The organism is Hymenobacter arizonensis (assembly GCF_900115775.1).
Classification (GTDB): domain Bacteria; phylum Bacteroidota; class Bacteroidia; order Cytophagales; family Hymenobacteraceae; genus Hymenobacter; species Hymenobacter arizonensis.
Map to the genome: position 1 here is coordinate 149790 of NZ_FOXS01000008.1, position 12974 is coordinate 162763.

A 12974-nucleotide genomic window follows, 5' to 3' on the forward strand; every position below is an offset into this window, starting at 1 on the left:
TCAACCCCTTGCTTCCCTAGTCATCTTCCTCCAAAGGGACCTCCCCGGCGGCCACCAGCCAAGCAGATATGCTTGCTTATTGCGCCCCTCGCGCAAGCAGGAGCTCATCCGACAGTCGGCGCGGTTAGTTGAGGTGCACCGCCGCCGAGGACCCAACCCAGCGCTTTGCGACGCGGGCGTCGCGGCCGCGTGCGCAACTGGCATCGCTGTGGTGCACCAGTGCGTGGACAAGTCGCAGACTGATCCCACCGTACTCCGGTTCTGCTCTCCGCCTGTGCAGGGTTTTCCGGTTGAATTGGACTCCAGCCGGGAGAACATCCAGAAGGTTTTGGCCCCAGCACAAACGCTGAACCCACTTGAGTTTATCCAAATCTTTATTTACTTTACGTAAAGATGTAAAGAGAGAAAGTTATAGAGAGAACTTTAAAAGCCATAGGAGCACCATTTGTGCGCTTCAGCGTGACAATAACCAACAGGCTGACAGGCTATGATGAATGAATAAAGACGGTATAGATAAAAAGATTGTAAATACTTCTTTCTCGTACAGCTTGTCTTTGTCATCTTTGCATCAAGACAATCTGTACAACTAATTATTACCCTTATGAAAGTCATTGCAATTGCTCAGCACAAGGGCGGGGTCGGAAAAACGACTTCGGCCCTCGGCATTGGCCATTCCCTGGTGTTACTGGGGCACCGGGTGCTGCTCATTGACTGCGACCCGCAGAGCAACCTCACCTCCACGTTTACCAACGTGCAAGCCCCCAACCTGTGCATGGTCCTGCGCGGCGAGGCGACCCTGGCCGAGGTCATGCAGCCGGTGGGAGACAACCTGAGCCTGATTGCTTCCCGGCCCGAACTGAGTCCGCTCGAACGCATGATTGGAGCCGATGCGACCCACCCCAATCTGCTCCGCCGGCAACTGGCGGGCTTGCAGGACCAGTTCGACTACATCATCATCGACACGCCGCCTTCCATGGGACCCATGACGGTGATGAGTTTGACGGCGGCTCATTACGTGCTGGCTCCGATGCGCCCCGACCCGTTTGCGTTCGCTGGTTTTTACAAGCTGCTCGACATGCTGGAGGCGGTGCGCGACAATTTCAACCAGGCTCTGGAGTTGAAAGGCATCTTTCTTACGCAGTACCACCCCAGCTACCGGGGGCAGGTGTACCACGACTTCGCAGCGGAACTGGCCCAGCAGCCGCGTGTTAAGGGCCTGCTCACGGACACGTCCATCCGCATCAACGCCAAGCTGGTGGAGGCCGTGGCCCTGAAAAAAAGCATCCACGCCCACGCGCCCGAATCCAACAGCGCACACGACTACCTGGCTCTTACCCAAGAACTACTAACCCGGATTGCCCAATGAGCAAGCAGCCCCGCCCCAGCTTCGCGGCCACCGCCGTGGCCGACATTACTGGTGTTCCGTCACCGGCCATCAACCCCGACCAAGCCCTCTGGCCTAACGCGGGCACCATTCGTCCGGCGACCCCGGAAGCAGCTTCGGAACCTGCGCCCGCGCCGGCATCGCCAACCGCCAACCAAGGAGATGATCTTTACAGTAAAGATGGTCTTGATGTAAAGCCTGGAAAGATCATCTTTTCAAACAAGTTGGAGGCTGCTACCTACCTGAAGCTTCAGCAGCTGGCAACGTACGGCGGCGAGAACATTCAGGAAATTCTCGAATCAGCGCTGACGGCCTATTTTGAGGGGAAGGAGGAAGCTGCCCGGCCGTTGCCGCCCAAAGTCTTGGCCGTATTGCGAAAAAAGTACCCCTTCATTTAACCGTTCCGAAAGGATAGGGGAGGGGCAGTAGCCGCAAAGTAGAGGAATGAATCCGCTCACGCTTATCCCGCCGTGCCCCTCTAGCAACTTCGTGCGCAATTCGCATTGTTCAACCTGTGCAACAGCAGCCGGAGACCGGTCCCCCGGTAAAGAAGTTAGTCGCTTACTTTTTCTCGTTTAGCGCTCCGTTTGCGTCCCCCAGGAACTCTGTCCGCGAACAGCAGGCCGTTACCGTGGCGGGAGGAGTACCTTAAATAGATTGGCGGCCTGGCCAAGCCACAGGGCAGGCGCCTGTGCAACCACTTGTACCAAGCCGCAACTCTGCCCCAGCCTTCTGGGTGCTCTGCCACCTGATCCAAGCCGCGGCCACTGGTGAAGCGAGCACCGTGACTTCCCGGTCCGGCCATAGCACGTAATGGAGGGCCTTGTCAGCACCCCGGGCATTCTCTCGCTCGGCTCTGACTCTGGTACCCGGTCCAAGGCAAGTGGGCCGTGGCCCAGGCATAGGCGTGGCCGAGCGATTGGATCAACATTTCGGCCGACTCTCATGGGTTCGGCCAATTTCGGTGATGAGTGCACAAATCGCCATTAAATTAGTGGTCAAGCTGTTCCAGGCGGGCATCGACATAACTGATTTTGGCGGGGTCGAAGGCGGCCAGGGCCTGCGCGACCCAGTACTCGTCCACCGTGTCCTGGTACATGAGCAGGTGCACGGTGGCCGTCTGCTCGGGGTTGAGGCGCAGCAGCCGGCCGATCCGCTGCGCAGCTTTGCGCTCGTTGCCATACGCGTGCCAGATGATGCCCACCCGCAAGTTCGGGATGTTGATGCCTTCCGAGAGCTGGGCCACGCAGGCCAGGCGCTGGATTTCGCCGGTATTGAACTTGGCCAGGTTGGCCGGGCTGTTTTTGTTTTTGGAGTGGTAGGTGTGCTCCGCCTGCTCCTCGGCCTGCTGCTGGTTGCAGGTGAAGAGCAACACCTTCTCCGCGAACTGGCGGGCCAGGTGCGCCATGTAACGGCCCTTGCCCGGGTAGTGCATCAACGCCTGCATGCGCAGCAGGCGCAGCGTCTCGACGGGCAGCGCGTCCTGGGCGGCGTTGGCCAACCGGCCACTCCAGTACTGGTAGCTCTCGCGCTCGCTGGTGGTGAACTGCTGGCCGGATCTGAGCGAGACCCGGTGGTCGCGCACGGGACTCAGCGGCAGGCGGTGCACGACCAGGCGGTAGTCGTTGAGCAGGCCCGCGAGCACGGCTTCGTCGGTGGTGTAGTCAATCACGATGGGGCAATAGGTGGCCACCAACCGGCCCTTCTCCGAACCCGGCTGGGCGGGGGGCGTGCCGGTCAGGCCCAGGATGCTTTTTTTGCGCGCCACGTGGGCCCTCAGGCCGGGCTCGTGTGAGTCTTTAAGGGCGTGGCACTCGTCGAGGTAAAGCTTGGAGTAGTGGCCTTGCATAAGGGTTTTGCTTAGCGACCGGTAGGTGGTGAAGGTGATGGCGTCGAGCAGATGCGCCAGTCCAAACTTGCGGGCTTCCTGGTGCCAGGAGTCTAGAACGGTTCCGGTAGGGGCCGCCACCAAAAAGGGTTTGGTCGCGGGATCCAGCCGCTGGCGGTCGGAGAGGAGGCGCGCCATGTCACGCAGGCCGATGAGCGTTTTTCCAACGCCCATGGCCACCGCGGCCCCAGCGAGCTGGCGACCGTTGATTACTGTTAGGACATGGTCCTGCAATGCTTGTTTTTTTTCCTGGGCCGTCAAGGAGGCGCTAACGGGGGAAGCGCTCATAAGCAGGGGAGGGGTAGGGCCCAACGCGACGTAGCTGGCGGACCAGGATTAACGGCGCAGAGCGAAGTTCACGACAAAAATAAAAGGGCCAGTGGTTTATCAGCTCTGCGGTGGCAGCCTTTCGTCGTGTCCGGTTACTGGTTAACCCATTCGCGGGGTTGATGCCGAAATTGATGCAGATTGATTGGCCCACTTCTCAATATCCCCTCTTAAGCATTGGCAGTACATTATCAGGGCAGCGGCCAGCAGCTAATGTCGCAAAGTGGCCTGCTATGAGGTCAATGCACGGCTTTTCTTTAGCCAGACAATTTAGTGTTTCGCGGGCTGAACAGGTTGCCCGAACGAAGCGAATGTGCGTTCCTCCGGCTTTACTCAGTGCTGAGCAAAAAGCCAACTTGTGCCGTTTCAGGCCGGCTTCACGGAGCAAGCCGTTCCGGCAAGCGCTACATGCGCGACTTGGAAATGCCACCGCGCCGTGCTAAAGTACCTTGTTTAATATTTACCCCAAACTTCTAACCAACTTCGTCTTAGGGGACTGGGGTTAGCAGGTACCCATGCGAAAAAGCGGATACGGTACAATTCAGTAACCGGTCTCTACGGGTTCTGCGTTGCGGGTTCCTTCGTGCGCGTCACGCCCGTCGTTGCACTGGCGTTGCAGCTGGTTTGAGGGCGAACATTCCTCTAGCAGCTTCCATCCGGGCTGATAGCACGAACCGATCAAAAGCCGCGACAAACGCCGCAGTGCACGGACTCTACAAGAAGCGGCCGTATGACAGCGAAAATGCTGACCGCGTAAAGTGTTGCAAGTGGTGCGCCGGTGGTTTGAAGAGCGCAGCAAATCCCGCGTCTGGTTTGCCTAATTATTCTACCCAGCTAGTATCACCTGCTGCTGTTGCGGCAGGTTGGCGTAAAGCAATAACTCAATGCCTCCTCAGCCAGCACCAGCACGCTTCCGTCTGCGAAAGGAGTAAGGTCCCCCGCTGGATGGGGCGCAGCGGGTTCCAAATTGGCGCCAACTATTGGAGCAGGCAGGCTTAGCGAGCCACGAGGCTATCGAGCTAATCAGAAAATGGCTACTCATGCCATCTTCTTCAACGTGAGGCTGGGTGGCCGGACAGCCGCATTATGGTTGCGACAAGTGAGGGGTCTCTTTCCAGTAGCCCATAGTGACCAAATAAATGGCCTCTTCGTCTACGCTGCTCGACTCGGTAAAACGGGCCGTGGAGGGCCGCGTGTTTGCCAATCAGGTAGTGGGTTCTGAACTCGTTTTTGATACCGGCCACATTCCAGGGGTGAACGTGATGTGTTTTGCCAACAGGTCCAAGTGACGTCGCACTGCTTCAATTACCAGGTCCTCAGGCTCTATAATCACCGCTTTTGGCGTGACTTCCAGCTGAAAAGAAGCGAAGCGTAAGGCTCTTTCCATATCGTAAGGCAGGAAGAATTTACGTTTGCCAAACTTGACACCGGGCATGCTTTTACCCATGCCCCCTTTCTGCGACTTAGCGGCGGTGGTGGAAACAGCAGGTTTAGGGGAAAGCGAATCAGACTGTTCAGACATAAAATGGAAGAAAAAAGCTGGTATGGAAAGATGCGAAAGGGTACAATAAGAAAAACCCTCAATGATGACAAGTTAACAACTAAAGAATTTCGCTAACAAGCTTACAAGGTGATTTATTTGAAAGATTATCTTAAAACTTGGAATGTTGGTTATTTATAATAATCTGAAATTAAATACTCTTTGCTATGGTGCTTTATTGACTTAACACTGTAATAATTTTATAACAAGTGCCTGTTACCGGTAGATAATCATCTCGTGGATTCCCTCTATTTTCTAATAAAGTGTTAAGTCACTTGTTATGAGAAAAATAATAAACACAATTGTTGTTGCTAAATAATCCAAGCAAATTAGAAAGGTGAATTATTGACTTCAGTACCTGAGCCAGTTACGTTGAGAAACGTTGACTAGTGGTTATGGTAGTTTGGTTCGGCTTATAACGTGTGCTTGTCTGTAAATTGCTCATCTTTTAAAACTACCAAATCAATATAAAAGCCATTATCATTAATTTTTTTGCATTGGTGTTACTCAGGAAGTCTCGTGTACGGCTACTCTAGAATTTTTCTGAATGCTATTCTTACTAGATACATAGACGGCCACTTTCTAAAAAAATAACTTCTTGTAAACTTTACTCAAGCAGTAGTGGGCTGATTGATCGATTCCAAATAAGGTTGAGAACGGAATTTTTTTGGCACCTCATTATTGGCGCTCAATTTAAAAACTGCTGGGATGGTAATGTTGTAGTTAGTGCATAGTTGTGATTTTAATAGAATAGATTGGCCCGATACTATCTGACATCGTGGGTAATAGTATGAGGTTTTGGAGTAGCTATTGAGCAAATTGATAAACTCAGAAATTTATTTTAATAATATTATGAAAATATGATTTTAGTTGCTAACTAGCTTCTGAATTCCTTAGCAAGAAGTGTTCAGACCGTGTCGAATTACCTACGTAGGTCTTTCTCATCAGCTCTGCTCTCTTGATTCGGTAACTTTTCTACTGCTAAACATATGGCCGACGCCGACGCCTCCGAAAAAAAGAAACGTAAGCCGGGGCGTCGTCCCCAAGCCGTTCACGCCAAATCGCTCACCATTACGCTGCCCCCAGAGGACATGGAGCGCTTGCGGGTGCAGGCAATGGTGACGGGTCACCATCGGTCCGAACTATTGCGACGGGCGTGGCAGGGGCTGCCCCTGACACCCAAAGTGAAGTGGAATGTTCAGGCAGTGGAGTTCTACAAGGAGATGGTAAAACTAGTCGCACACTTAGAAACCATCGCTGAAACCGAGCAGTTTGAGCCCGCTGTCCAACAACAAGCAAAGGCGGCCCTCGACCAGGTGCAACAGTTCATGCACACTTTGAACGAAGGGGCCACGCAATGACGGCCTACGCGATCCCCAACGACAGCTTCCGGGCCGTTTCCTTTTATATATGCCGGGAAAGCAAGGACGCCCTGGTTCTGGCAGCCGAAGGAGTGCGCACCAACGATGCGCAGCACATGGCCGAAGACTTTACCTTTCAACGGCAACTGCAGCCCGGCCTGGGCATGGCCGTGCTGCACATTCCACTCTCGTTGTCCACCGCCGACGCGGAGAACCGCAGGCCGGAGGAGGTCAGCCAGCTATTGGAGAAAGCGGCCCGGTTGTTCATGAAGGAGTTGGAAAAGGAGAAGCGGGTTGGCCCGCTACAAACGCAGTGGGTGCTGGTGCAGCACTTCGACAAGCCCCATCCGCACGCGCACCTGGTGCTAAACAGGGTCGACAACCGGGGCAGCATTATCCCGGATGCCTTCATCGGCCAGTACTGCCGCGAGGCATGCCAGCGGGTGGAGCAGCAGCTGGGCCTGTTCTCAGCCGAGGAGCAGGGCCGGGCGCAGGCGCGTCGCGACGGGCAAACGAACCGGCAGGTTGCCGCCGCCACCCCCCGGGAAAAGCGCATTGCGGACCGGCAGCGCGCCCGGCACACGGTGGCGAACGCGCTGGTCGCCGTGGCAGACAAGACCGGTGGCTTCGCGGAACTGGCTGCCAAACTAGCACCCCACAACATCCGGCAGGTAGTGAGCGAGCACCGGCAGGCCGATGGCACAACCCGGTTTGGCGTGTGCTTTGAGTTGGGCGCGCACCGGTTCAAGGGGGGGGAGGTGGGCAAGGATTTCACGGCCCCCCGGTTGCTGGAAAAGTTTGCGCAGCACCAGGTGGACGTTCCCGTGCGGCAAGCCCCGGCTTTGGCCATAGACGAAGTTCTCGGCCGCCACGAAGTTGGCAAGCGCAACCCACTGCCCGCCGAAAGCGAACGTGCGGCCCAGCAGCGCGCCGTTTCCGTGGCTCTGCTGCCGCAGGAGGTGCAGGGAAACAAACAATTTCCGGTGCCGGTATCTGCGAGCGTGCTGCCACCGGCTGTGGTGGTGGCTGGGCTGCCGGTCGATTCGAAGGAGGTTAGTGAACCAACTGCTGGCCGCTCGCCGCTTGGCCGTGTTGTCACAGCAGAGCCGCCGGCAGACGTTCCACCCGTTGAAGCCGTTGCCCAACAGTCGCGGCCAGCGGCGGATTTACCGGAAGAAACTCGGCAAGCGGAACAATTGCGCAACGCGGCGGCGGAGCAGGCCACGGCCGACGCGCTGGAGGGTGTTGAACGGGAGCGGGCCCGGCTTGCAACCTTGGTGCAGGAAGCCGACCAAGCCGAGCGTGCCGGTGCCTACACCCGGGTCGCGGAGTTAAGCTACGGTGTTATCCAAGAGGTTGAACAGCGCATTGCCGCACACGAAGAGCAAGCAAACGCCACGCCCGCGGGGCGTGTTCTGCTGGCCGAAGTGCACGCGCAGGAGCAAGAAAGACTCCGGTTGGCCGCGCAGGTCGAAGCTGCTGAGCAGGATCGGCAGCAGTTGCAGGAGCAGATCCGAGAAGTCTTAACACGGACCCTTTACGCGCCTGAAACACCCTTGCTCAGTACACAGGAATATCAGAACCGAGTGCGCAAGCAGGGGTACCAATTTATCTTGGTTACCGGACAGCCCCATAGGATTAAGCACGAGGCCAGCGGGGAAATATTCACCCTGGCCGAAGTGCAGCCAGGCGGTTCAGCGGCCTTGCCCTTGCCCGCGCAGGTGACGGAGGTGCTGGCTCAGCAGGCGTACGCTGCAAAGACGCTCAAGATGCTGGAAGGCCTGCTGGTGGCGCAGGATTTCACGACCCGGGCGGCGTTTAACGCCCAGTTGCAGCCGCAGGGGTACTCGGCCGCCTTGGGAGCGGATGGGGGCATGCACCTTCGTCACAAAGACTCCGAGCGGACCGTGCCAGTGGCGGGACTGAAGCCTTTTGGCCGGGACTTGGCTGAACAGGTGGATGAGGTGGTGGCCACGCGGCAGGCCAGCCTAATTCATGGCAGAATCGGCGTCTATGCAAGTGCTACGCACTCGGCCGCTGAACGGCTGGAGCACATTCGCAAGGACCTGGTCGCGGCGGGCGTCACAATCGAGGTTCTTGAATCGCCAGCGCCGAGGCCCGGTTTAGGGCCGCTGGCAGTGCTCGCCTACACCCACGAGACGAGCGGTACGCAATTGGACGCGGTCAACAACTTGATAGCCAGGGTACGATCTTCGCCGGACGCGCACGTTATGGAGCAAAGCGAGGGGTTTGGACAACCCCCAACGGCTTGGCCTAGCCGCGGGGGACAGTTTGGTCAAGCCACGGTGGTAATCGGAGACAGCAAAACGAGAAGTGCCGCGGAGCGAGCAGCGCCGGCGGTTGCTGGCTTGCGAGACGCGGGCGCTGTGGTGCGGGAGGTGGCGGGCGAGCAACCGGGCCAGGTCGTGCTGACGGTGCATTATCATACGCAGCGACACAAGTTGTCGAGCATTACGCAGACACTCGATGATTTGGCGTATCGCAGCCCCGGAATAACGGTGGATGAATCAGTAGCCGCGAGGACGGCGCGGGGCGGGGAAGAACCGCCAGCAAAATCACTCGGGAAAAGCGTGGGATACGGGCTAGGTGATTGATTAGGAAGTGTTAACAGTCGCGTAGCCAGAGGACGGTTGCGGCTATATGAACGAAGGCTAAAAAATGCGCATCGAGTTTGTCATAGCGTGTCGCGACGCGGCGAAACTGCTTGAGGCGGCTGAAGAGCCGATCGACAGGGTGGCGTTGGGCGTAGCGAGCGGCGTCGTAGGCGCGGCGGTGGCGGCGCTTGCGCCGGGGCGGAATCACGGCGCAGGTGCCGCGGGCCGCGAGCGCGGCCACGAGCGGGTCGGAGTCGTAGCCCCGGTCGGCCACGAGGTGGGCCGGGGCCAGGCCCTCGAGCAGCGGCAAGGCTGGCGGGGCATCGGGGCGCTGGCCGGCCGTCAGGTAGCCCCGCACCAAGCGTCCCCGGGCGTCGGCCACGACGTGCAGTTTACTGGTCTACGCTTTTTCATCAAGTCTGCTTCTGCAACTCCTTGTTCAGTAACCCCATCGTGATAACTGCTGCCTCCTGAACTGACAATCCATCACCCGCCCATTAGGTCAGCGGGTTTGGTGGTCCTGTGCTGGGCCTGTCGGCGGAACCACTCCCGGCGCTTGATCCATTTCTTGGACCGGACGGGCGGGTCGGAAGCGGGCTGGGGGCGTCGCGGCTGCTCCCGATGGCTTTTCTGGGTGTTACAGGGCGCGCACAGGGTTTATAGATTGTACTGCTCGTTGGTTCCGCCGAAGCACCGGGGGGTGATGTGGTCGATGGTCAGGTCCTGCGTGGCGCCGCACCAAGCACACTCTTTGGGAAGCTTAGCGCGCAGCTTCTGTTTGTATTTGGATTTGAGGGGAGGGCGGATGGGCCGTGAGAAAAGCAACGAAAGGCAAGGCGGCGAAGGGTGTTGCGCGAAGCACGGGATGCCAGCCAGGACAGGAAGGGTATGCCCGCGCAGGGAATTGATGAATAGCGCAAAGATTCCTCTCTCAGATAGTCCACAGGCCCTTTTGCGGTTCTAATTTCGGATGCTTGGGAAATGCATAATGCATTAAGAAGCTGCGCGCCGGCCGTTGGGGCCGCGTTTTCCATTTTTACTCTTCGTTATTGCTTCCGCTACCAGGTCTGCCAGGACCTGCAAAGGGCATTCTCCCATCGCCTCCGCCAACGCCACAACCGCATTTACCGACAGGCGGCCTGGGTTCTCCCGCGCTTCCGTCAGCGAAGCGGCACTGATGCGCAGCTTGGCGCAGAGCTCGCGGACCCGAAACCCAAACTTGCCATCTCCCCGCGGGTGCTTCAGCACGATGTTGCGGAACGTACGCCGCCGCGACGCATTTCGACGCGGGGCGGGGGCCAGCGTATTCTGTTGCCCCGTCGCGGGCACCGATGGGGCCCCGTCGGACCCCTCCCGCCTTTCGTCGCGCGAACCAACGGTGTCCTCCGCAGGGTCCGTCATCGGCACGGGCTGTTCGAGGGCCGGCGGGCTCGCATTGTTCGGCGGTAACTGAAAGGCTTCCGGCGTTGCATTGCACGAGGGCGGTGGCACCGCGGGACCCTGAGCCAGTTTCTTAAGCAACGCCTGGGCGAGGGGGCTAGGCACCCGCAGGTTTTCTCGCAATTCAGCCAGTGCTCGAACGGCTTGCTGTTGATAAGCTATGGGTGCCTCAGCCTCCCACGCGAGGGGCGTTAAATCAACCGGCTGGTCCCGCGCCGACCCTCCTGGGGAGGCGGCCAAGCGGAGGACCCGACGCGTGAGGGAATACCAATCAAAGGTCACGGCGTTGCCGGTGACCAACACATCGGGTTGCAGTTGTCGGAGCATGTCGCCCCACGTTGCCCAACTTAAGGTGGGGAAGTGGCGCTCCAGTCGCGCGTGGGCCTCCGTCAGCGCCTGCGCCACCAGCAGCGATGAAGCGTGCGCAAAGGAAATGCGCCGGGGACCGGCATTCGAAAGCGGCAAATCATTAATTTTCATCGGGGATAAACGTTAAGTTGCCGAAGCTGAAGCCGCCGGTAGAGTGGTTGGGCTCGGCGACGAGCAACTGGCGAGCCGCAAACTGCTGGCGAGAAACAGGAGCGGGTAGGGCGTGAAGAAGTGGTGAGAAGCGGCCAGCATGAGCTGAGAAAGGAAAAGCAGGAAAAAAGGGAATTTCTGGCCCCCGGTAGCTGTTCGGCTCGCCCCGGGCGTCGCGCAACGCTGGCAATCGCCCGGGGATGGCGGCGCGGGCTTGCTCCAATCCCGCGCTATGGGGACGCTCGTGCGGGCCTGGTTCCGTGGCCTCGTAGACCTCAGGGGCCACCTTGTTGCCCGCGGCCACGCGAGTGACCAGGCGGTAAGCAGCGGGACTGCAGGCCAGCGGGGCCGCTTCAATTTCAGTCAGGGCATCGATGGCGTCGTCTTGGTGGTCGACCAGCTGCTGGGCAAAATAGGGGGCAAGTGGCCCGATGAAATAGGGCTGGATGACGTCCGTTTCCAGATGCGCAAACAGGCAGCGCGCCATTCGTTTGGGGCCTGATTTGTCGAGGTGAACGGTTTGCAGTGACCCAGAGGTCGTGCTGCACCGTGAGGATCGCCTGGGCCCAACTTTCCCAATCCAGGCCGGGGTAGTGGTCCTACGTTTCTTCCTGGACGAAGACAAGGGCCCGGGACAGCTGCAAAAGCGATGCTTGGGAGAAGGGATGCGGAGAGGACAGCCAGACGCAGGAAAAGCGTCGTTGTAATCGTATATCACCACAAGGCGAATGTATTTGGGGTCTAGTTTCCCGAAGTAAAAAACGAGGTGGGTTTGCAAGCCTTCAGCCAGCACCTGCGGCGGTTGCGCGAGACACGGGCTGGAGTCACCAGCGCTGGCCGACGCGTCCAAGCCAACCATCTACCGGCTGGATACGGCCCGCCACCCCCTGACGCTCAACGTGCTGGTCACGCTGGCTCCGGGACTGGAAATCTCGCTCCGCGAGTTCATGAATTTCCCATACCACCAACTCTTTCCGTTAAATCAGCAGCGAAGGCTGCCTGGCTTCAGCAACCTTGCAGCGGGGGCTCGCAGCAGGTGTACACCGGTAGCCCTGGACGTTTCCCATCCTCAAAGTGGCCGGGACGCTGCCGTTGGAGGGAGCGAAGTGCTTTGGTCCCGCAGGCGTTTTTTGGCGGAACGCCGTGCGGCCCGCTCAATGCGCTGGGAAGACCAGTAACGCTCGTCGGCGCGGTCGTTATTCTCGAACTCTTGCATGGCCTGCCAAATGAGGGATCTGTGCGAATTACTTGGTGCGGATGCCATTTGAACGACAGAAGTTGATGCTGGGACCGGGATATCATCCACTGATACGACCCCCTGTGATGTATAAAACTAAAATCTATTGCATTATACAGCATAAATAGGTTCTGTTCAAAACATAATTACAGCAAAATGCTATATTTTTGATGTAAAATACAGAGTAAGAAGCGCTTAATTTTGCTTAAATTCAGCGTTCAAGTATGTATTTTGCCAAAAACCTGCGCTTTTTGCGGCGTAGAGCCGAGTGGTCTCAGTCTGACTTAGGCGACAAAATAGCCACTGATTACAATACGATTAGCCGGTATGAAAGCGGTAAATCGACCCCCAAGCTGGAAGCGCTGACCAAACTCGCTCAGGTGTTTAACGTCAGCATTGAGGACCTGCGCAACGTGGACCTAACCAAGCCAGCCAGCGTTGCTCAGGTGGAAGAGCCAGGGAAAGACTATTTAAGCAATAACCGCCGGCCTACAGCGTCTCTGCCAACAAAGCCAGTAAACCACCCCTTTATCGTCTTGATAGAATTAGATGGCACGATGGCCTCGTTGGAGCGCGCCGTTGCGCGCCTCACGGCTGTCAACGACGTGATTGCCACTACGGGTTAGCCCGGCCGCTTCCCGGCGCGCCACTGCCCCGCAGCCA

10 protein-coding genes are annotated in these 12974 nt (G+C 57.8%); 5 read left to right on the forward strand and 5 right to left on the reverse strand.

Going from position 1 to position 12974, the window contains the following annotated elements; translation table 11 throughout:
* The first annotated feature begins 601 nt into the window (after positions 1–601).
* Positions 602–1366 carry a ParA family protein gene (locus BMZ66_RS22010; protein WP_092678495.1) on the forward strand — a complete coding sequence of 255 codons (765 nt, stop codon included), beginning with the start codon at positions 602–604 and terminating at the stop codon, positions 1364–1366.
* On the forward strand, positions 1363–1782 hold the full coding sequence (locus BMZ66_RS22015) for a hypothetical protein (RefSeq protein WP_092678497.1): 420 nt from the start codon (positions 1363–1365) through the stop codon (positions 1780–1782). The genes BMZ66_RS22010 and BMZ66_RS22015 overlap by 4 nt, the downstream gene beginning before the upstream one ends.
* Before the next feature lie 593 nt (positions 1783–2375).
* Here BMZ66_RS22015 and BMZ66_RS22020 read toward each other — a convergent pair.
* Complete coding sequence (locus BMZ66_RS22020) at positions 2376–3560, reverse strand: DEAD/DEAH box helicase (protein WP_092678499.1); 1185 nt, start codon at positions 3558–3560, stop codon at positions 2376–2378.
* Between the two features lie 1243 nt (positions 3561–4803).
* Entirely contained in the window at positions 4804–5121 is a 318-nt protein-coding gene (locus BMZ66_RS22025; protein WP_092678501.1) for a hypothetical protein, read from the reverse strand.
* 1007 nt (positions 5122–6128) lie between these two features.
* On the opposite strand from BMZ66_RS22025, the gene BMZ66_RS22030 reads away from it, so the two are divergent.
* Both BMZ66_RS22030 and BMZ66_RS22035 read left to right on the forward strand, forming a co-directional pair.
* The gene (locus BMZ66_RS22030; RefSeq protein WP_092678503.1) at positions 6129–6500 is read left to right on the forward strand and encodes a hypothetical protein; all 372 of its coding nucleotides are present in this window, start codon (positions 6129–6131) and stop codon (positions 6498–6500) included.
* A complete protein-coding gene (locus BMZ66_RS22035; RefSeq protein WP_092678505.1) occupies positions 6497–9115 on the forward strand; it encodes a relaxase/mobilization nuclease domain-containing protein in 2619 nt (872 codons plus the stop codon). The genes BMZ66_RS22030 and BMZ66_RS22035 overlap by 4 nt, the downstream gene beginning before the upstream one ends.
* Positions 9116–9125: 10 nt before the next feature.
* Here the strand turns inward: BMZ66_RS22035 and BMZ66_RS22040 are convergent, their stop codons facing one another.
* The 3 genes from BMZ66_RS22040 to BMZ66_RS22050 form a co-directional block, all read right to left on the reverse strand.
* A complete protein-coding gene (locus BMZ66_RS22040; RefSeq protein ID WP_092678507.1) occupies positions 9126–9506 on the reverse strand; it encodes an IS5 family transposase in 381 nt (126 codons plus the stop codon).
* A gap of 602 nt (positions 9507–10108) precedes the next feature.
* Positions 10109–11035 (reverse strand): hypothetical protein, encoded by a 927-nt coding sequence (locus BMZ66_RS22045; RefSeq protein WP_092678509.1) that lies wholly within the window; start codon positions 11033–11035, stop codon positions 10109–10111.
* A complete protein-coding gene (locus tag BMZ66_RS22050; protein WP_092678512.1) occupies positions 11025–11561 on the reverse strand; it encodes a hypothetical protein in 537 nt (178 codons plus the stop codon). Before BMZ66_RS22050 ends, BMZ66_RS22045 begins: the two co-directional genes overlap by 11 nt.
* A gap of 974 nt (positions 11562–12535) precedes the next feature.
* Between BMZ66_RS22050 and BMZ66_RS22055 the strand changes: the two genes are divergently transcribed.
* Positions 12536–12937: a helix-turn-helix domain-containing protein gene (locus BMZ66_RS22055; RefSeq protein WP_092678514.1), complete on the forward strand. Its 402-nt coding sequence runs from the start codon at positions 12536–12538 to the stop codon at positions 12935–12937.
* The last annotated feature ends 37 nt before the right edge of the window (positions 12938–12974 follow it).